This window comes from Salsuginibacillus halophilus (assembly GCF_003014715.1).
In the GTDB taxonomy this organism is placed as follows: Bacteria; Bacillota; Bacilli; order Bacillales; family Marinococcaceae; genus Salsuginibacillus; species Salsuginibacillus halophilus.
Genome location: NZ_PYAV01000006.1, coordinates 21,246 through 41,062, shown reverse-complemented (window position 1 = coordinate 41,062; position 19,817 = coordinate 21,246). Strand labels below are relative to the sequence as shown.

The 19,817-nt window shown below is 49.9% G+C and carries 20 protein-coding genes and 1 pseudogene; 20 read left to right on the top strand and 1 reads right to left on the bottom strand.

What is annotated here, in order from left to right; genetic code table 11:
• Nucleotides 1-21 precede the first annotated feature (21 nt).
• The 13 genes and pseudogenes from upp (at nt 22) to B0H94_RS06495 (ending at nt 13,022) form a co-directional block, all read left to right on the top strand.
• Entirely contained in the window at nt 22-651 is a 630-nt protein-coding gene (upp, locus tag B0H94_RS06555) for a uracil phosphoribosyltransferase (RefSeq protein WP_106588466.1), read from the top strand.
• A gap of 160 nt (nt 652-811) precedes the next feature.
• The gene (wecB, locus tag B0H94_RS06550; protein WP_106588465.1) at nt 812-1,966 is read left to right on the top strand and encodes a non-hydrolyzing UDP-N-acetylglucosamine 2-epimerase; all 1,155 of its coding nucleotides are present in this window, start codon (nt 812-814) and stop codon (nt 1,964-1,966) included.
• Between the two features lie 742 nt (nt 1,967-2,708).
• On the top strand, nt 2,709-4,967 hold the full coding sequence (locus B0H94_RS15410) for a S8 family serine peptidase (protein WP_282432531.1): 2,259 nt from the start codon (nt 2,709-2,711) through the stop codon (nt 4,965-4,967).
• An 858-nt stretch (nt 4,968-5,825) separates the two neighbouring features.
• Entirely contained in the window at nt 5,826-6,065 is a 240-nt protein-coding gene (locus B0H94_RS06540) for an AtpZ/AtpI family protein (protein WP_106588463.1), read from the top strand.
• Nucleotides 6,062-6,430, top strand: coding sequence for an ATP synthase subunit I (locus B0H94_RS06535; protein ID WP_106588462.1), 369 nt, complete (start codon nt 6,062-6,064; stop codon nt 6,428-6,430). The genes B0H94_RS06540 and B0H94_RS06535 overlap by 4 nt, the downstream gene beginning before the upstream one ends.
• A gap of 41 nt (nt 6,431-6,471) precedes the next feature.
• Nucleotides 6,472-7,200, top strand: coding sequence for a F0F1 ATP synthase subunit A (gene atpB, locus B0H94_RS06530; RefSeq protein WP_106588461.1), 729 nt, complete (start codon nt 6,472-6,474; stop codon nt 7,198-7,200).
• 99 nt (nt 7,201-7,299) lie between these two features.
• Nucleotides 7,300-7,515, top strand: coding sequence for a F0F1 ATP synthase subunit C (gene atpE / locus B0H94_RS06525; protein WP_106588460.1), 216 nt, complete (start codon nt 7,300-7,302; stop codon nt 7,513-7,515).
• 87 nt (nt 7,516-7,602) lie between these two features.
• The gene (gene atpF / locus B0H94_RS06520) at nt 7,603-8,094 is read left to right on the top strand and encodes a F0F1 ATP synthase subunit B (protein ID WP_106588459.1); all 492 of its coding nucleotides are present in this window, start codon (nt 7,603-7,605) and stop codon (nt 8,092-8,094) included.
• On the top strand, nt 8,091-8,636 hold the full coding sequence (locus tag B0H94_RS06515) for a F0F1 ATP synthase subunit delta (protein ID WP_106588458.1): 546 nt from the start codon (nt 8,091-8,093) through the stop codon (nt 8,634-8,636). The genes atpF and B0H94_RS06515 overlap by 4 nt, the downstream gene beginning before the upstream one ends.
• Before the next feature lie 19 nt (nt 8,637-8,655).
• Nucleotides 8,656-10,170 carry a F0F1 ATP synthase subunit alpha gene (gene atpA / locus B0H94_RS06510; protein ID WP_106588457.1) on the top strand — a complete coding sequence of 505 codons (1,515 nt, stop codon included), beginning with the start codon at nt 8,656-8,658 and terminating at the stop codon, nt 10,168-10,170.
• A gap of 102 nt (nt 10,171-10,272) precedes the next feature.
• The gene (gene atpG / locus B0H94_RS06505) at nt 10,273-11,130 is read left to right on the top strand and encodes an ATP synthase F1 subunit gamma (protein ID WP_106588456.1); all 858 of its coding nucleotides are present in this window, start codon (nt 10,273-10,275) and stop codon (nt 11,128-11,130) included.
• A 46-nt stretch (nt 11,131-11,176) separates the two neighbouring features.
• A pseudogene (gene atpD / locus B0H94_RS06500) lies at nt 11,177-12,593 on the top strand (F0F1 ATP synthase subunit beta).
• Between the two features lie 24 nt (nt 12,594-12,617).
• Nucleotides 12,618-13,022 (top strand): F0F1 ATP synthase subunit epsilon, encoded by a 405-nt coding sequence (locus B0H94_RS06495; protein ID WP_106588455.1) that lies wholly within the window; start codon nt 12,618-12,620, stop codon nt 13,020-13,022.
• A gap of 664 nt (nt 13,023-13,686) precedes the next feature.
• On the opposite strand, the gene B0H94_RS06490 is transcribed toward B0H94_RS06495, so the two are convergent.
• Entirely contained in the window at nt 13,687-14,193 is a 507-nt protein-coding gene (locus B0H94_RS06490) for a DUF1722 domain-containing protein (RefSeq protein WP_106588454.1), read from the bottom strand.
• A gap of 177 nt (nt 14,194-14,370) precedes the next feature.
• On the opposite strand from B0H94_RS06490, the gene B0H94_RS06485 reads away from it, so the two are divergent.
• The 7 genes from B0H94_RS06485 to B0H94_RS06460 all read left to right on the top strand — a co-directional run bounded on the left by B0H94_RS06485 (nt 14,371) and on the right by B0H94_RS06460 (nt 19,739).
• Nucleotides 14,371-14,607, top strand: a complete 237-nt coding sequence (locus tag B0H94_RS06485) for a DUF1146 family protein (protein WP_245893922.1) — start codon at nt 14,371-14,373, stop codon at nt 14,605-14,607.
• A gap of 80 nt (nt 14,608-14,687) precedes the next feature.
• Nucleotides 14,688-14,825, top strand: coding sequence for a hypothetical protein (locus tag B0H94_RS15150; RefSeq protein ID WP_181315295.1), 138 nt, complete (start codon nt 14,688-14,690; stop codon nt 14,823-14,825).
• Between the two features lie 144 nt (nt 14,826-14,969).
• Nucleotides 14,970-16,268: a UDP-N-acetylglucosamine 1-carboxyvinyltransferase gene (murA, locus tag B0H94_RS06480; RefSeq protein WP_106588453.1), complete on the top strand. Its 1,299-nt coding sequence runs from the start codon at nt 14,970-14,972 to the stop codon at nt 16,266-16,268.
• A gap of 751 nt (nt 16,269-17,019) precedes the next feature.
• Complete coding sequence (gene spoIID / locus B0H94_RS06475) at nt 17,020-18,003, top strand: stage II sporulation protein D (protein ID WP_106588452.1); 984 nt, start codon at nt 17,020-17,022, stop codon at nt 18,001-18,003.
• Nucleotides 18,004-18,157: 154 nt separating this feature from the next.
• Nucleotides 18,158-19,012 carry a M23 family metallopeptidase gene (locus B0H94_RS06470; protein ID WP_106588451.1) on the top strand — a complete coding sequence of 285 codons (855 nt, stop codon included), beginning with the start codon at nt 18,158-18,160 and terminating at the stop codon, nt 19,010-19,012.
• Between the two features lie 235 nt (nt 19,013-19,247).
• The gene (locus B0H94_RS06465; RefSeq protein WP_106588450.1) at nt 19,248-19,430 is read left to right on the top strand and encodes a hypothetical protein; all 183 of its coding nucleotides are present in this window, start codon (nt 19,248-19,250) and stop codon (nt 19,428-19,430) included.
• Nucleotides 19,431-19,544: 114 nt separating this feature from the next.
• Nucleotides 19,545-19,739 carry a hypothetical protein gene (locus B0H94_RS06460; RefSeq protein WP_106588449.1) on the top strand — a complete coding sequence of 65 codons (195 nt, stop codon included), beginning with the start codon at nt 19,545-19,547 and terminating at the stop codon, nt 19,737-19,739.
• Nucleotides 19,740-19,817 lie beyond the last annotated feature (78 nt).

Genomic DNA, 19,817 nt, shown 5'->3' with positions numbered 1-19,817 from the left:
TAAAGGAGCGCGCTTACTGTTATGGGAAAAGTACATGTATTTGACCATCCGTTGATTCAACACAAACTTACGTTCATCCGGGACACTGAAACCGGAACGAAGGAATTCCGCGAATTAGTGGATGAAGTTGCGGCGCTCATGGCGTTTGAAATCACCCGCGACCTGACGCTGCAGGACGTGACCATTAATACACCTGTAGGCGAGTCCACTTCAAAAGCGATCGCAGGTAAAAAACTCGGCCTTGTGCCGATTCTACGTGCCGGCCTTGGCATGGTTGACGGCATTTTGCAGCTCATGCCGGCTGCAAAAGTTGGTCACGTCGGCTTGTACCGTGACCCAGCAACGCTTGAGCCGGTAGAATATTACGTGAAGCTCCCAAGCGATGTGCAGGATCGTGAATTTATCGTGATTGATCCGATGCTTGCGACCGGTGGTTCGGCAGCGGAAGCGATCACTTCCATCAAAAAGCGCGGCGCAAACAACATTAAGCTCATGTGCTTAATCGGTGCTCCGGAAGGCGTTGAAGTTGTGCAGGAAGCGCACCCTGACGTTGACATCTATCTTGCTTCCCTTGATGAAAAACTAGACGAAAAAGGCTACATTGTACCGGGTCTCGGCGACGCGGGCGACCGTCTTTTCGGCACAAAATAACGCACTGCACCCCTGCCTGAAACTTGCTCAGACAGGGGCTTTGTGTATCTGTCGTGCTGTAGGGCTCTCACAGCAGACACAGCTCAACTGATATTCAACAACGCTAGCAGGATATGGTATCATGACAGCTAAGTGAATTTACAGGAAACGAGGGAGTATGATGGCGAAAACGAAGGTACTGACGGTGTTTGGCACGCGGCCGGAAGCGATTAAGATGGCGCCGCTCTGCCTTGAGCTTGAAAAGTATTCAGAAACAATCGAACCGGTTGTTGCTGTGACAGGTCAGCACCGGGAAATGCTCGATCAAGTGCTTGATATGTTTGGTGTAACACCGGATTTTGACTTAAATATTATGAAGGAAAAGCAGACGCTCGCCACGATCACAACCCGGGCACTTGAAGGGCTCGATGAGGTAATGAAAGAAACTGCTCCGGACATCGTACTCGTGCACGGCGATACGACGACGAGCTTTGTCGCCGGGCTTGCCGCTTATTACAATCAAGTCGCCGTCGGTCACGTGGAAGCGGGACTTCGTACATACAACAAGTATTCTCCGTTTCCTGAAGAGCTCAACCGCCAGCTTACCGGTGTGATCGCAGACTTGCACTTCACACCGACGGAAGCTTCTGAACAAAACTTGCTGCAGGAGGCTAAATCCGGGGAGCACGTTTACGTGACGGGCAACACCGCCATCGATGCGCTCAAGACGACGGTACGTGATGACTATACCCATGAGGTGCTCGCAAAAACCGCCGGCAAGCGGCTGATTGTTGTAACTGCTCACCGCCGGGAAAACTTAGGCGATCCGATGGAAAACATTTTCCGCGCGATCCGAAGGCTGGCTGATGAACACCCGGATGCTGCTGTTGTTTATCCTGTGCATTTAAATCCGAAAGTACAGGAAGCGGCCCACCGCATTCTTGGCGGACATGAACGGATTTATCTTGTTGATCCGCTCGGTGCAAAAGACTTCCACAACTTTGCCGCGCACGCTGAGCTGATCTTAACAGATTCCGGCGGTATTCAAGAAGAAGCGCCGTCGCTCGGTACGCCGGTGCTCGTCCTACGCGATACGACGGAGCGCCCGGAAGGCATTGAAGCCGGCACATTAAAGCTTGCCGGCACGAATGAGGCGGATGTTTACAACCAAGCGCATAAGCTCCTTACTGACGCAGCAGCTTATGAAGCAATGGCGCAGGCATCCAATCCATATGGCGATGGTGAAGCCTCCCGCCGCATCGTTGAGGCGATCGAGCACTTCTTCGGCCAGCGCAGCAATAAGCCCGACGTCTTCCGCCCGCTTAGTACAACATAAATTGCCGTAAAAACCAGCCTGAGCTGCTAGTTTCAGCGTGTAGACAAACTTTTTAGATTAACGAAGGCTGACGTCGCTTTTCGGCGGACGTTTGCACCCGGAGGGCACAAGTGCGACATCGGTTTGATCTACGCTGTCGCTTGATCTCACCGTGTCTTCTTAGCCCCCGTCACCGACTCAACTTTCTCGGCAGAAGGTCGCTGCCTGCGGGATTTTCGCTCGCGCTGTTACTGGTGGCGTCGCCGCCGGTGCTCGTCAGCCTTGTGTAGTTTTAAAGGTCATCAAATGTAAAGATCCTTTTGATCAAGCAATATCTACATGAGCCAATTTCATAATGACGCTTTACGAACGATAAAACGAACCATTTACATTGGAAAGTGACCGAAACGAAAGACGGCGACTCCCAGAGGTTCAAGCGCAGGCTGAAGATCCACTTGTTCGAATGGTTTTGATTCGAACAAGTTAGCTGAAGCCAAGCCCTCGGGAAAGCGTTCGTCTGAAGTGAAGGTTACGTTCATTGTTCCGTCATTGTTCCGTCATTGTTCCGTTTTTAACTTCTTAATACGGGAGTCTGCGGAGTTCGGAGCAGTAATCTGTACGTAAATGTTATGTTTTCTACTTTGTTGACAGTGTGACCAGCCCGAGCGGCTGGTTTTTTATGTTTCGCTCCGCTGCGTGTGTTAGCAAAATGCGTATATTCTATCGCACCGTGTGCACCCTACGAGCAAAAGGAGTTGTTCGTATGGTTCGGTTGCTTTTGCATCTCTTTCATAAAGGGCATACCCCGCGCCGGCCGGGGCGTTTGCGCGTTGCCTTCTTAATGCTTACGCTCGCCCTCGGCCAAACCGGTGCGTCGTCGATGCCTTCAGATGCAGCAGATGTGACGATGATTGCTGAACTTGCTGAAGGCACAAGTTCAGCGGTCTTTGCAGAAGAGCTTTCCCAAGCTGTGCCTCAAGCTTCTGTTGAAACGGTGTATGAGCATGCGTTTAACGGCGCTGCTGTGCAGATTTCTGCTTCAAAAGCTTCAGAGCTAGAAGCCTTAGCGTCTGTAACAAGGGTGAGCGAAGACCGGCCGTACGAACATGAGCTCAAAGACAGTGTGCCGTTTATCGGGGCAGAAGATGTACGCAGTATTTTAGATGAAAATGGGATCGGCTTAACCGGGGAAGGCATTAAAGTCGGTATTATTGATACAGGTATTGATTACAATCATCCGGATTTGATGAAAAATTATAAAGGCGGCGCTGATCTTGTCGATGGTGATGATGACCCGATGGAGACAAAAGGGAAAAAAGGTGCGGAGACATTCCACGGCACGCACGTTGCCGGCATCATTGCCGCTAATGGCACCGTCCGCGGTGTAGCGCCGGATGCAGACCTTTACATGTACCGCGCCCTCGGTCCAGGCGGTCAAGGATCAACAGAAACGATTCTCGCAGCCATTGAGCAAGCCGTGGAAGATGAGGTGGACGTGTTAAACCTTTCGCTCGGGAGCCCTGTGAATGGCCCGGACTGGCCAACGAGCCGGGCGCTTGATCAAGCTGCTGAAAACGGTGTAATCACCGTCACTTCAAGTGGCAACAGCGGTCCGGACATGTGGAGTGTCGGCTCACCGGGAACATCAGAAAAAACCATATCTGTTGGTGCTTCCGTCCCTCCGCTCAAACAGCCGGAGCTCAAGCTGCCAAAACGTGAGGAAACCATTGAAATTCAGCCGGTACAAGGTGCGATGCCTTGGCGGTTCCAGCGTCCGCTTGAACTTGTAGACGGCGCCCTCGGCCTTCCCGGGGATATGGACGGGGTGCGTGGCAAAGCGGTGCTGATCGAACGGGGCGGGGTTGCGCTTAAAGATAAGGTGCAGGCAGCGCGCGAGGCAGGGGCGGCTGCGGTGGTGCTCGCCAATAATATGCCGGGAGAGTTTGCAGCGGCTGTAGAACCGGCGGAGGCGCTGCCGGTTGTTACAATTACGAAAGAAGATGGGGCGGAATTGACTGAAGCACTTGCAGAAGCAGGGGCGGCAGGTGAGCGTTTCATTCTTGATACGTCATATGTGGAAGCGACCGATCATATGGCCGGGTTTTCATCCCGCGGCCCGGTCGCGCAGTCTTTTGAAATTAAGCCGGATGTGGTGGCGCCAGGCGTAGATATTGACAGTACCGTACCGGACGGTTATCTCGCATTAAACGGTACAAGTATGGCGGCTCCGCATGTAGCAGGTGCCGCGGCACTCTTGAAACAGGCCCGCCCGGACTGGACGCCCGATCAAGTGAAAGCAGCACTTATGAACACAGCTGAACCACTTTCTGAAGAGGAAAGCCATTATCCAAACTTCGTACAAGGTGCCGGCCGGGTTGACATTGCAAAAGCCGTTGAAGCCACCACCTTGATTTATCCCGGAAGTTTATCCTTCGGCGTTTTTAACGAACGTGCAGGCGCCAAAAAGCTTTCTGAAACGGTGACGATTGAAAACCACGACACCGTCAAACGAACTTATGCATTTGAGCCGCCGTCATTACCCGGTACCGGCTTAACATGGCACGTCCCGCCGCCGCAGGTGCTTGCTCCAGGTGAGACAAAAGAAGTCGATATCGCCGTTGATATTCAACCACATATTATTGACGTTGAACACTTGGATGGCACATTAACAGTCACAGGGGGCCGGGAGCGCGTGGAGATTCCCTTCCTGCTGTTTGGTGGAGAGCCGGACTATCCGCGGCTGACCATGTTTCACGTGGAACAGTTAAAGACGTCACCTGATTACGGATTCGAGCTGTATGTGCCCGGTGGTGCTGAAGAGGTGGAAATTTCGATTTATGAACCGGATACGTATACGCCAGTTGGTGAAACGTTTCAATTAAAAGATGCTGAAGAAGGGTTAAATGAAGGTATAATACCCCGCGGCGCACTGCCGGAAGCGCCCGGCGTATACAAAGCCCTGGCTAAAGCTGCTTACAAAGACCGAGAAGACACGATCGAAACGTACATTGTGATTGAATAAGAAATAGTGAAATGATATCTTGTCGATAAAGTAAAAACTTAAATTCACACACAGTTTACTGATCGCAGCTCCGGGGCAGTCTCATAAGGTACACTTTAAGTGATAGGCATCGGAAATATACTCACTTTTACCAATGGCACGAGTGCGGCATCGACTTAACCTGCGCTTACGCTTGATTTCGTCGTGTCTGCTTTGCCGCCGGGCAATGATCCAGCTTGCGCGTGAAAAAACCGCTCATTACGGAATCTTCAGCTGCCTGATTTCCTGCAGGAGTCTCATATATTTCTTGTGTTTTTTCTTAAATCGTATGTTTATAACCTTTTGAGACAGCTCCAAATAATACAATACATTGGATATGATTCTGATCCGTAAATGTAAAAGTGAACGAAACGAAAGACGGCGACTCCCGGAGGGTCAAGCGCAGGCTGAAGATTCACATGTTCGAATGGTTTTCGTTCGAACAAGTTAGCTGAAGCCAAGCCCTCGGGAAAGCGCCCGTCTGAAGTAAAGGTTACGTTCATTGTTCAATTTTCTCCTCTTATGACGAATGATGAAAGTCATTCGTGTAAAATGTAATGACCCAACTCCATCTCTAATTACACTCGAACAAACCTTCCCAAAATGAGCATCTCAAAAATTGTCACGTAATTGACACATTGCATCATCCGTGCAGAAGCCTTGACACAGCAGGATTTTCTACTTATGAAACCGTTGACAGTGTTCACATTTAGTAGTACGATTGCAAAGGATATAATCATTCTCTACATAAATATCCGTCAGCTCCAAAAGTTAGGAGCTGATCCCTTCTTGTCGGAAGATGTTTTACAGTGTTGTCCGGCGAAGGGAAAGGGGGCGCGCATGGGTAAAGGCGGTCGACAAAATTCCCACCTTTTCCAGCGGATGGCGTTGACATCCCTTGTATTGTCTTATCTCGTTGGGCCACTTTTAGTCGGAATTTTCGGTGGACGCTGGCTGGACGAGGTGACAGGGTTGTCGCCGCTTTTTCTGCTCATCGGCGTTGTCGGCGGTGTTGCTGCTGGCGTGTTCGGTTTGTTTCAAGTGCTGTCCCATTACTTAGGAGACGATGAAGATCGATGACAGACTACGGAGTGGAAATTCGGCGCATCGCGCAGTGGACGATGTATGCGATGGCACTGTACGCGCTCGGCTGGGGGTTTACCCCGTATACGCCGGTATTCGCCGGGCTGCTTCTCGGCGGTGCTTTCAGTTTGTACAACGTCTGGAGTATGTACCAAAAGATTCGCAAACTTGGTGAAGCAGCTGCCAGCGGAGGCCGGTTTATGACGCTTGGAACACTGTCACGGCTTGCCGTCGGTGCGCTAGCAGCGGTTGTGATCATCCAGTTTCCGGACGAGTTTCACCCGGCCGGTGTGGTCGGCGGGTTAATGACCCCGTATGTACTCATTTTCTTTCGGTCGCTTCTTGAAGTGCGCCGTTTGTAGCAAGAATGCCGGTTACATTTTAAAAAGCGAGGTGAGATGCAGTGGACCACGGAGATCCGATATACTATGAATTGTTCGGGATTTCATGGCTTCATGTGAACTTGTCGAACATTATGATGCTCACAATTTCAGCTGTGATTGTCTTTTCATTGTGCTATTTCAGCGCAAGAAAAATTTCGATGAAGCCGACCGGGATGCAGAACGTCTTCGAATGGCTTGTTGATTTTATTAAAGGAATTATCAACAGCACGATGGACTGGAAAACCGGTGAGCGCTTTTTCGGCCTCGGGATAACGATTTTCTTATTTATCCTTGTGGCAAACTTAATTGGTATTCCGTTTATGATCGTGTCTGAGCCGGCACATGATGTGTGGTGGAAATCACCAACAGCTGACCCGATCATTACGATGACATTTGCTGTAATGGTTATTGTACTTACACACTACTACGGCATGACAATGAAAGGTCCGAAAGAATACGGAAAAGGTTTTCTACGTCCGAAGGCGTTCCTTCTGCCGCTCAACATTATTGAGGAATTTGCAAACACGTTGACGCTCGGCATGCGTTTGTTCGGTAACCTTTACGCCAAGGAGATTTTGCTCGCGCTTCTAGCGGGTGCCGGAGGTGCCTGGGGGCTTTCTACATTGTTTGCAACCGCGCCGATGGTTGCCTGGCAGGCATTTAGTATTTTCCTTGCCACCATTCAGGCCTTCATTTTCTTAATGTTGACGATGGTTTATATGGCCCACAAAGTGTCGGACGACCATTAAACTATGAATTTTTGTGAAGTCGATCTTATCTTTGGATAAGACTTCAATATAAGCACCATCATTAATACATCTTTACTATTTAAAGGGAGGATTTTCACTATGGAACTCGGAGCTTTAGCTGCAGCTATTGCAGTAGGTCTTGCTGCACTTGGTGCAGGTATTGGTAACGCAATCATTGTTAAGAGCACAATCGAAGGTATCGCACGTCAGCCGGAGCTGCGCAGCAGCCTTCAAACTGTTATGTTTATCGGTGTTGCCCTTGTTGAGGCGATCCCAATCATCGCCGTTGTTATTGCATTCTTGTCCATATTCTAAAGCAAACCCAACCCTACAATGGCGGAGTCCGCTTTCATTTGCAGCTTCGCCATTCCTTTTGTATGACCTGTGAAAGGAGTGAGTTCTGTGCCTGAAGTAATTACGTGGGGCGATACAATATTTGCGATATTAACGTTTGCCATCCTGCTCGCGCTCCTGCGCAAGTATGCGTGGGGACCGGTCTTCAACATGATGAAAGAACGTGAAGAACATATTGCAAACGAAATCGAAACCGCTGAAAAGAACCGTCAAGAAGCTGAAACGTACCTGGAGCAGCAGCGCCAGGAAGTAGAAAATGCACGTGCTGAAGCCCGGGAAATTGTGGAGAACTCCCGCAAATCCGGTGAAAATCAGCGAGAAGATATTGTGAAACAGGCGCATGAAGAAGCCAACCGTCTAAAAGAAGACGCTCGTTTGGAGATTAAGCGCGAAAAAGATCAAGCAATAAACGAAGTACGCGACCAAGTTGCAACCCTTTCTGTATTGATCGCTTCCAAAGTGATCGACCAGCAGCTTGATGAACAAGAGCAGGAGCAGCTCATTGAAAATTATCTTAAAGAGGTAGGCGAAGAGCTATGAGCAACTATGCGGTAGCGAATCGTTACGCTGTTGCTCTTTTTGAGTTGGCGCAGGAGAAAAACGAGCTTGCCCAGCTGAATGAAGAGCTCGGCCAAGTGCTTAGCGTCTTTCAACAGACACCGGAGCTTAAGCGGATCCTTAAGCATCCGAAAGTATCGCAGTCGGCAAAAGAGGAGCTCTTGCAGAACAGCTTTGCTGCCGCCGGTGAAACGGTCCAACGCACGCTGCTGCTTCTGCTTGAGCGCAACCGGATCGATGTTGTCGAGCCGATGATCGAATTGTTTCAAGAAAAAGCCGACAAAGCACGCGGTGTTGCCCGTGCCACGGTTTACAGCGCAAAAACGCTCGCTGAAGCGGAACTTGCAAAAGTATCTACACAGTTTGCCGGCCGTCTCGGTAAATCGGAACTTATTGTCGACAACCGGGTGGACGAGGATTTGATCGGCGGCATATATGTCCGTATTGGAAATCAAATCTTTGACGGCAGTGTACAGGGTCACTTAAAGCGCCTGGAAAATCAGCTAACGTCCGGGAAACGATAGAAGTAAGGGGTGAACGTAAGTGAGCATCAAACCTGATGAGATTAGTTCGTTAATCAAACAACAGATTGAAGGTTTTCAATCTGAAGTTGAAGCGACAGAAGTCGGTACCGTAACGACAATCGGTGACGGTATCGCCCGCGCGCACGGCCTCGAAAACGCCATGGCAGGAGAGCTCCTCGAGTTTTCCAATGGTGTTATGGGTATGGCGCAGAACCTTGAAGAAAACAACGTTGGTATTGTCATTCTTGGTGAATATACTGACATCCGCGAAGGCGATGAAGTTCGCCGTACCGGACGGATCATGGAAGTACCAGTCGGTGAGGAACTACTCGGCCGCGTCGTAAACCCGCTCGGTCAGCCACTTGACGGAAAAGGTGAGATTGGTACGACAAAATCCCGCCCGATTGAAAGCGAAGCTCCTGGTGTCATGGATCGTAAATCTGTACACGAGCCGCTTCAAACCGGGATTAAGTCTGTTGACTCAATGATTCCAGTCGGCCGCGGCCAGCGTGAGCTTGTCATTGGTGACCGCCAGACAGGTAAAACATCCATCGCAGTTGATACGATCATTAACCAAAAAGACGAAGACGTGCTTTGTATTTACGTTGCAATCGGTCAGAAAGAATCCACAGTTTCCGGCCTTGTTGAAACGCTTCGTCAAAAAGGCGCGCTCGATTACACGATCGTCGTTTCTGCTGGTGCATCTGACCCGGCACCATTGCTTTATCTCGCACCGTATGCCGGAGTGTCCATGGGTGAAGAGTTCATGTACAACGGCAAGCACGTCCTCGTTGTGTATGATGACTTAACAAAGCAGGCGGCAGCTTACCGTGAGCTTTCTTTGCTCCTGCGCCGTCCGCCGGGTCGTGAAGCATTCCCAGGCGACGTTTTCTTCCTGCATTCTCGTCTTCTTGAGCGTGCAGCAAAGTTAAACGACGACCTTGGTGCTGGTTCATTAACCGCACTGCCGTTTATTGAAACACAGGCAGGCGACGTTTCCGCTTATATTCCGACCAACGTCATCTCGATTACCGACGGTCAGATCTTTTTGCAGTCGGACTTGTTCCACTCAGGTGTCCGTCCTGCCGTTAACGCCGGTATTTCGGTATCCCGTGTCGGCGGTTCCGCACAAATTAAAGCGATGAAAAAGGTTGCAGGTACGCTGCGCCTTGACTTGGCAGCCTTCCGTGAACTTGAAGCATTTGCTCAGTTCGGCTCCGACCTTGATGCATCCACCCAGGCGAAGCTAGCCCGCGGTGAGCGTACCGTCGAAGTCTTGAAGCAGGGCTTAAACAAGCCGCTTCCGGTTGAAAAGCAGGTGGCGATCATCTTCGCACTGACTGAAGGTTTCCTTGATGATGTTCCAATCGCTGACGTTCAACGCTTCGAAAGCGAAATGTTCGGTCATCTCGACAGCGAACATAAAGCACTCTTAAACGGCATCCGCGAAACAGGCAACCTGCCGGATAAAGACGAATTTAAGGGCGCAATTGCAGAATTTAAAAAGACATTTCACGTCTCCAGTAACGAATAACGGCATCTCAACGGAACGTTCCGCCTAAAGGCTGAAAGAGCAGGGGCCCCTGCTTCAGCTTAAGGCGGAGCAGCCGCTGGTGGAAAAGGTGGTGAAACGAACGTGGCTTCCTTGCGCGAAATTAAAAACCGGATCGGCTCGACGAAAAAAACGCGGCAGATTACAAAGGCAATGCAAATGGTCTCTGCTGCCAAGTTAAACCGGGCCCAGACAAACGCCCAGTCGTACGAGCCGTATACGCAGAAAATCCGCGACGTCGTAGCGAGTATTGCCTCGAGCCATTCGGATGCATCCCACCCGATGCTTGAGGAGCGGGAAGTAAAAAAGACCGGTTACGTGATTATCACGTCCGACCGCGGTCTCGCTGGTGCGTATAACGCCGGTCTTATCCGGTCGCTGATTGATACGATTAACGCACGGCACAATAGCTCAGATGAGTATGAGCTGTTTGTGTTGGGGCGGATCGGAAGTGACCTTTTAAAACGAAAAGGGTTAGAAGTCCGTAAGCAGGTAACAGGCATTGCAGACAGCCCATCGTTTAGTGAAATTAAAGAAGTAACGCGTGAATCGGTACAGATGTTTGAAAGCGAAGAAGTGGACGAACTGTACTTATGGTACAACCACTTTATGAGCCCGATCAGGCAGGACGTAACGGAGCAGAAGCTGCTTCCGTTAACAGACCTTGCCGAAGAATCGATCAATCAGTCGTACGAATATGAACCGTCGGAAGAAGCGATTCTTGAACAGCTTTTGCCGCAGTATGCCGAGAGTTTAATTTACGGTGCACTGCTCGACGCAAAAGCCAGTGAGTTCGGTGCCCGGATGACGGCGATGAGTGCGGCAACCGATAACGCGAACCAAATGATTGATGACTTAACTTTAAAATACAACCGTGCCCGCCAGGCAGCAATCACTCAAGAAATCAACGAAATTGTCGGCGGCGCTTCGGCACTGGAATAGTGACCCGCAATTACGGGTCCGCATCAGCTAGTTAGGAGGGAACACGATGAGTAAAGGACGCGTCACACAGGTTATGGGACCAGTTGTTGACGTTCGCTTTGATGAAGGCGAGCTACCGGAAGTTAACAACGCCCTAACCATTGATCAACAAGCGTCGGAGACTGACGGCGTCTCGGTTCAGGTTACACTTGAAGTAGCTCTGCACCTTGGCGATAACGTCGTACGTACCGTTGCCATGGGTTCTACCGATGGACTCATCCGCGGCGCTGAAGCTGCGAATACAGGAGCGCCGATTTCTGTACCTGTCGGAGAGGCGACCCTCGGCCGTGTATTTAACGTCCTTGGTGAAACCATTGACCTTGATGACCCAATTGCAAATGATGTTCATCATGAACCGATCCACCGGACACCGCCGCAGTTTGATGAATTGTCTACGCAGACAGAAATTCTTGAAACCGGCATTAAAGTTGTTGACCTGCTCGCCCCGTACGTAAAAGGTGGTAAGGTTGGCCTCTTTGGTGGTGCAGGTGTAGGTAAAACCGTTTTAATTCAGGAGCTTATTAACAACGTTGCGCAGGAACACGGAGGTATCTCTGTATTTGCAGGCGTTGGTGAGCGTACCCGTGAAGGAAACGACTTGTACTTTGAAATGAGCGAATCCGGCGTTATTAACAAAACAGCGATGGTATTCGGTCAGATGAACGAACCGCCTGGAGCGCGTATGCGCGTTGCCTTGACGGGTCTTACAATGGCTGAACACTTCCGTGATGAAGACAGCGCTGACGTTCTTTTGTTCGTAGACAACATCTTCCGTTTCACGCAGGCAGGTCAGGAAGTTTCCGCCCTGCTCGGTCGTATGCCTTCTGCGGTAGGTTACCAGCCGACGCTTGCAACCGAGATGGGTCAGCTTCAGGAGCGGATCACATCCACAAAAACAGGTTCCGTTACATCCATTCAGGCGATCTATGTTCCTGCCGATGACTATACGGACCCCGGCACCGGCGACAGCTTTCGCTCACTTGGACTCAACAACAAACCTTGAACGTAAATTAACTGAAATGGGAATTTACCCCGCGGTGGATCCACTCGCTTCCACATCCCGTGCGCTTGAGCCGGACGTTGTTGGTGATGAGCATTATGATGTAGCCCGCCGTGTGCAGCAGACGCTGCAAAAGTACAATGAGCTGCAGGATATCATTGCGATCCTCGGTATGGACGAATTGTCCGAAGATGATAAGCTCGTTGTACACCGCGCGCGTCGTCTGCAGTTCTTCTTGAGCCAGAACTTCCACGTGGCTGAACAGTTCACAGGACAACAGGGCTCATATGTACCACTGAAAGAAACAATCAAAGGGTTTAAACAAATCCTCGACGGTGAGCATGACGATGTGCCGGAAGATATGTTCCGCCTTGTCGGCCCAATCGAGGATGTGCTTGAAAAAGCGGAGTCCGCGAATACCTAAACGGTCCGGTAAGGAGGAATGATCATGGAGACTATGATCGTCGACGTCGTCACTCCTGACGGCCACGTCTATAATGGGGACGTGAACATGGTCAGCGCCCGCGCCCAAAGCGGCGAGCTCGGGATTCTGCCGCGCCACATCCCAATGGTGGCTCCGCTGTCGGTCGGCTCTGTTCGCCTGAAAGATGGCAGCAACGTGAAGCTGGTTGCAGTGAGCGGCGGCTTTATTGAAGTGCGATCTGACCGCGTAACCATCCTTGCCGAAGCAGCGGAAATGCCGAGCGACATTGATGTCGCCCGCGCCCGCGCTGCCAAAGAGCGCGCAGAACGCCGCGTTGCAGCAAGTCAGGAAGAGGTCGACTTCAAGCGCGCCCAGCTTGCCTTGAAGCGGGCCCTCACCCGCCTCGAAGTGGCCGAGGGAGACAAATAAACAAAACGACGCCAACCCCCTGCACCTCGTGCAGGGGGTTTTTAGCATGTAGACAAACTTTTTAGAAAAGCAGGGCCTGACGTCGCTTTTCGGCGGATGCTTGCACCCGGAGGGCACAAGTGCGACATCGGTTTGATCTGCGCTACCGCTTGATCTCACCGTGTCTTCTTAGTCTCTTGTATCTCCTCAACTTCCTCGGCAGACAAATCGCTGCCTGCGGGATTTTCTCATTCGTTGTTCTGAGTAGGCGTCGCCACCGATGCTCGTCAGCTTTGCGTCATTTAATGGTCATGAATGTTAGAAATCTTTTTGATCAAGCAATAGCTACATGAAGCCATTTCATCATGACGCTTTATGAGTGATCAAGCTAGCCATATACAAATGTAAAAGTGACCGAAACGAAAGACGGCGACTCCCAGAGGATCTTCAGCCAACCCCTCGGGAAAGCGTCCGTCTGGCGTGAAGGTTACGTTCATGATTCGGTTTTTATTCTCTTGTGCGGCAGCCCGCGGCTCAGAGCAGTAAGCTGGAATGTTTGGTTTTGTACTTTGTCGACAATCTGCATCCCCCCTTGAACGAGGTACGGGGAGGTTAGCTTATAACACGTATGGAACTCGATTCAGGAAGAATGGAGCAAATTTAAGCGGGATGGGGCACGCCCCTCTCAAGATTCATTTCCCAGGGAATAAACGCCGGTTGGCGTCAGCGCGAGCAATTTGCCTTTCCACTCCCATTCGTTCCACTTTTCAGTTGGCGCAAACAGGCGCGTTGCTTCTAAATACGGGCGCGGGTAGCGTACGAGCAAGGTGTTGTAAGTAAAGTGCCGTAGGTCGCATAGGGCAGGCGGCCACACATAAAATCTTGGTGGAGATTCCTGCAGACCGCGCTCAAGTAATTGAAAGAAATACGCCTTTTCATCATGGGATGTTTCTTTTTTAAAGTATCCCCAAATATGTTCCCACGTTGTATGCATCCCTTTTGTACTGTAAGGCTGCCCGAGAATAGTTCGAAGGTCATTATAAAATAACCGAACCGAAAGCGGCGTTTCATTCAAACGTACAGATAGCTGTTTGTAATGTCGGTATCCCCGCGCCATCACCTCATATTTGTAGGAAGCCCAGAATGGCTCCAAAGCTTTTCGTACGGCACGTTCATTCGTAAGTTTCTCCATTGGGTTCCCCTGCTTTCAGAATCAATTTTCTTTAAAGTCTCGCAAAAATTCGATTTTTGGTGTATCATGGAAGAGGTTGTATGCGTTATAATCGCATAATTGAGAAGTTGGACCCTTTCAAATGGTGACGTATGTCATTATGATGGAAGACGGCTTAAGTTTACTGGAGGATTTGTCATGATGGTTGGTGAAGTTGGACAGCAGGCGGTTGTGCACATTTTTGTGACGCTGTTTGTGCTTGTCCTTGTATGGTGGAGCCTGCAGTCATTTAAGTTTGAATTGTTTGTTCGGGATCCTGCCAGCCCTCAAGGAAGGGTGTTATACGTTCTGGTGGTTGTCGCCCTGACTTATGCCGTCAGTCAATTTCTGCTTGATTATGTGAATTGGTCGCTTATGCTTCAGTATTTATTTTAATGCAAACCAAGGTCAATGAAAAAGAATGTGCATGACTCAGGAATTCCTGTTTCATGCTAAGTGCAGATGAGTTTATACGGATGAAGAATCGGGAAGAGTTCAGCGAAGCCGCTGAAACGGTATGGACAGGCGGTATCAAAAAGCGTACATACACCGGAACAGCTGGCTTACAGACAAATGGATGTATGAAGAAAATCGTACAATTTGACACGGATTGACGAATATAGGCCCGCATCTTGCGGATGACACGGCACACCTATTGTACAAAGTGAATACGAATAAAGTACGTCGGAATTCCTGCCCGTTTCGTGCCGGCACTTTGGGGCACGGCAGGCAAGAACGACCACGCGGAGGGGAATACGTTGGAAAAGATATTGGTTCGAGGAGGACAACGTTTACAAGGCACGGTGAAAGCGGAAGGCGCGAAAAACGCGGTTCTTCCGGTGATGGCGGCATCTTTGCTCGCTGATGAAGGAACGAGCACACTTTATGATGTACCGCCGCTCGCTGACGTTTATACAATGCAGAATGTTTTAGCGCATATGAATATGGATGTTTCTTATCAAGATGGTGTGTTTCAAGCGAACGCTGAAAATACACTGCGCCCTGATGCACCATTCGAATATGTACGGAAAATGCGGGCGTCCTTTCTCGTTATGGGGCCGCTTCTTGCTCGGATTGGTCGTGCACACATTGCGCTGCCAGGCGGCTGTGCGATCGGCTCCCGTCCGATTGATCAGCACTTAAAAGGCTTTGAAGCGATGGGTGCTGAAGTTGAAGTTGGTCAAGGGTATATTGAGGCAAAAGTGAACGGCCGTCTCCAGGGCGCCAAAATTTATCTCGATTTCCCAAGTGTCGGTGCGACTGAAAATATTATGATGGCTGCCGCGCTCGCTGAAGGCACAACGACGCTGGAAAACGTCGCTGAAGAGCCGGAAATTGTTTGTCTTGCGAACTACTTGAATGCGATGGGAGCAAAGGTACGCGGCGCTGGTACAGGTACGATCCGGATTGAAGGCGTGGAGCGCTTGCACGCTGCTGAACACACGATCATTCCGGACCGGATTGAAGCTGGCACGTTTATGGTGGCTGCAGCAATGACTGCCGGCGATGTGTACGTTGATGGCGCTTGGTCGGAACACCTCCGCCCGCTCGTTGCGAAGATGCGTGAGATGGGTGTTGTGATCGAAGAGGAAGAAGAAGGGATGCGCGTCATCGGACCGGATATTTTACGTCCGGTTGATATCAAAACGATGCCGCACCCAGGCTTTCCAACCGATATGCAGGCACAAATGATGGCGCTCTTAACGCAGGCGACCGGCACAGGTATGCTGACCGAAACCGTGTTTGAAAATCGCTTCATGCACGTTGAAGAATTTCAGCGCCTGAATGCTTCAATTAAGATTGAAGACCGTTCGGCTGTGATTTCCGGCCCGAGCCGCCTGCAAGGGGCTGAAGTTGCTGCAACCGACCTCCGTGCCGGAGCAGCGCTGGTCATTGCTGGTCTTGTGGCTGAAGGTGAAACAACCGTGACAGAACTGCGCCATATTGACCGTGGTTATGTGGACTTTCATGAGAAGCTGCAGGCGCTTGGTGCCGACGTCGAGCGTATTGAAGCAGCCTCAGGCGAAGATACACACGACCACGAAGCGGCAAACTAAATCACGACAAAAACCCCTCGCTCTTGCAGCGGGGGGTTTTTAGGCTATCGACAAAGTACAAAACCCAAGATTCACGCACAGCTTACTGCTCCGGGCTCCGGGGGTTGCCTTATTAAGAGGATAAAAACCGAATCATGAACGTAACCTTCACGCCAGATGGACGCTTTCCCAAGGGCTTGGCTTCAGCTAACTTGTTCGAATAGAAACCATTCGAACAAGTGGATCTTCAGCCTGCGCTTGATCCTCTGGGAGTCGCCGTCTTTCGTTTCGGTCACTTTTATATTAATGGATCATCTTCTTTTTATTGCGCATAAAACGTCATGATGAAATTGACGAATGTAGACATCGCTTGATCAAAAGGACCTTTACAATTGATGACCAGCAAATGACGCAACGCTGACAAGCATCGGCGGCGACACCTACACAGAACAATGATCTTCTGCCGAGCAATTTGAGGTCCGAGGCAAGCATCCGCTCAGCCTTCGCTTTTCTTGAAAGTTTGTCTATACGCTGAAACCCCTCGCTCTTGCAGCGGGGATTTTTAGGATTGTCAGATTTGACAGCCCAAATCTCGCCAGCTTATAAAACAAAGTGCTCGGCATAACCTTGCGCCTGCCGGCATAGACATGCACATGGGACGGCATCACGAACGACCACCCCTGCAACCCCGGCCGGCGCGCAGAGGCAGTACACCCTGCGACGCTGTTCGGCCGGCGTCCCGCCATTACAGGCTGCGAAGGGGGAATTTTGCATGCTCAAAAAAAGCTTGCTGCTCGGGCTCGTGTCTGCCGCAGTGCTTTTATTTTTACCATCACTGCTCGTAACGATCTGGGCGGGAACGCCGGGAACCCAGCCGGCGGAGTCTTCTACACCGGCTGCTGCCACAAAGCCTGCCGCTGAAGAAGCAGCTGAAGAAACGGCCATATCAGTGTATCGCACAGACAGCGGTCATGTAGAAGAAGTCGCCCTTGAAACGTATGTTGCCGGCGTTGTTGCTTCAGAAATGCCCGCTGACTTTGAAAAGGAAGCTTTGAAGGCTCAAGCTTTGACCGCCCGGACATACATTATGCGTCAGTTGAAAGCTGAAGACACAATCAATGTACCCGACGGAGCTGATGTGACGGATAACGAGATGCATCAAGTGTATCAAAGCCGTGATGAGCTTGAAGCTGAATGGGGGAGTGATTTCCACTGGAAAATGCCGCGGATCGATGAAGCGGTCCAGGAAACCTCCGGTAAAATCATTACCCATGATGGATCACCGATTACAGCTGCATTCTTCTCCACAAGCAACGGATCCACAGAAAACGCAAGTGACTATTGGGAAGAAGACCTTCCGTATTTACAAAGTGTAGAGAGTCCGTGGGACGAAGAATCACCACGCTATGCGAATCAGACGACTTTCGATGTAGAAGCTGTCGAGACTGCCCTAGGTGTTGAGCTTCCGCCTGAAGATATCGGGGCCATCCAACAAAGGTCAGACGGTGGGCGTGTAATTAAGGCAGATATCAACGGAGATGTGTTTCACGGTCGTGAAATTCGTGAAGCGCTCGCACTCGACTCGAGCGATTTCAACTGGCACCGAACCGGTGATACAATTACAGTAGAAACCCGCGGCTGGGGACACGGTGTTGGCATGAGTCAATACGGTGCGAACGGGATGGCCGAAAACGGCTACAGCTTTGAAGATATTATTCACCATTACTATGCTGATGTCGTAATCGAAGAAATTTGAACGATCCCCCCACTTAACGCTCTTGCAAGCTGTTTTGAAGTGGGGGTTTTTAGATAAAATAAGTAGTGCACTAAGTATCTATGGACAAATTTTCAAAATAAAAGGTATAAGTTTCCATCTTGCGGATCAGAATGGTTCGTGAGGTGGTGATCATATGCGAGATGAAGAAAAGCAGAAGCAGCAGGGAGAAAAATTAAGTGTACGCGGTCAGTTAAAACAATGGTCAAAACAGACTTGGTTCTGGCCGGCGGCCTACCTCTCCTTATGTGCTGTACTGTTAGGTTCGTTTTTCCTTGTACAAGGTGGCGGACCGGATGAAGTAGCAGAACCGTTCGATGATCAAGGTGAACAAGAAGATGCGGACGATGACGGCGATGGTGGCATGGATGAAGAAGAAGAAGCTGTGCCAGTAGGCTCTGAAACTGAAGCATTTGAAATGCCGGTCATCAGCGACAGTAACGTGGACATCATTGGTACTTTCTATCAAGACGACGCTTCCGCTGAAGAACAAGAGCAGTCACTCGTTTACTACAACCAAATGTACTATCGTAACACCGGAATTGATCTGGCGAAGGAAGATGGAGAAGCCTTCGATGTGACAGCAGCTGCAAGCGGTGAGGTCATCCGGAGCGAACAGGATCCGCTGTTAGGCCATGTAATTGAGATTGAACATGAAGATGAAGTAACGACCTTGTATAACAGTTTAGAAGACCCACAAGTTGAAGAGGGTGATGTTGTTGAAAAAAGTGCAGTAATCGGCAGTGCCGGCCGCAACTTATTTAACAGCGACGCCGGGGTTCACGCTCATTTTGAAATTCGCGCCGGCGGCACACCGCACAACCCAGAGGATATTTTTGGTGAAAGCGTAGAGGACATTGCGGTACAGGCGAAATACGCAGAGTCAGACGAGCCATCAACTGAAGTTGACGAAAACGAGCTTCCTCCTTTCCCTGAAGAAGACAGCGAGCGGCTTGAGGACGACGAAGACGAAGAAGACGAAGAAGGATAAAATGAAATGGAACAGTCCGGCTGTTTACCGCTAAATCGCGGTGGACAAGTACAGGGGCTGTTCCATTTTTTATATTCGTTTTCAAAAATTACGGAAAAGACTTGACGGTCTGTTCAAAATTTTGAAATAATTGATACAGCAACTTGTACATATAATGGATGAAAAGACGAGCTCAACTCAAGTGATGCACCAACAAAAGCTGAACTGCATGACTGCACAACGAGGAGGCACATATATGTGGATGTTAATCACGTTTTGGGTGATTACGTTAGTGATGATTGTTGTTACAATTAAATATAAAAAGCCGGTTTTTCTGCTCGTGCCGTTCGGTTTATTATTCGGGATGCTCCTCGTTCAGATTGCGATGGTGCCGATGCCATTTTGGGATACGGTAGAGTTTATTTTTAATTTGCGCTAATCAATGAAGGAGTCGATGAAGATGGCAAAGAAATCCCCACCCGATTACGGAATCTACTGTCCATCATGTGAGAGCTCGCATATACTTACCCTTTTTCGCGGGCGGTACGTAATTATGATGTCTTTTTTACCGGTCGTTGTTATGCTGGCTGCTGCCTACATGTGGTACACGGCGATCATCTTGTTTATTCCGGCGGTCATTTTAACGAATTATTATATCGCGAAGAAAAATACGCCGATGATTATTTGTCAAAAATGCCGTGCAGTAACGAAAGGTAAAGACGCAGAAGAAGCTGCCGGAGCTGTATAAGCATCCGGCGATTTTCGCAGAAAAAATTTCAGAATCATGAAAAGGTTTAAAATTCTTTAAGGGTCGCGTGGTATTTTG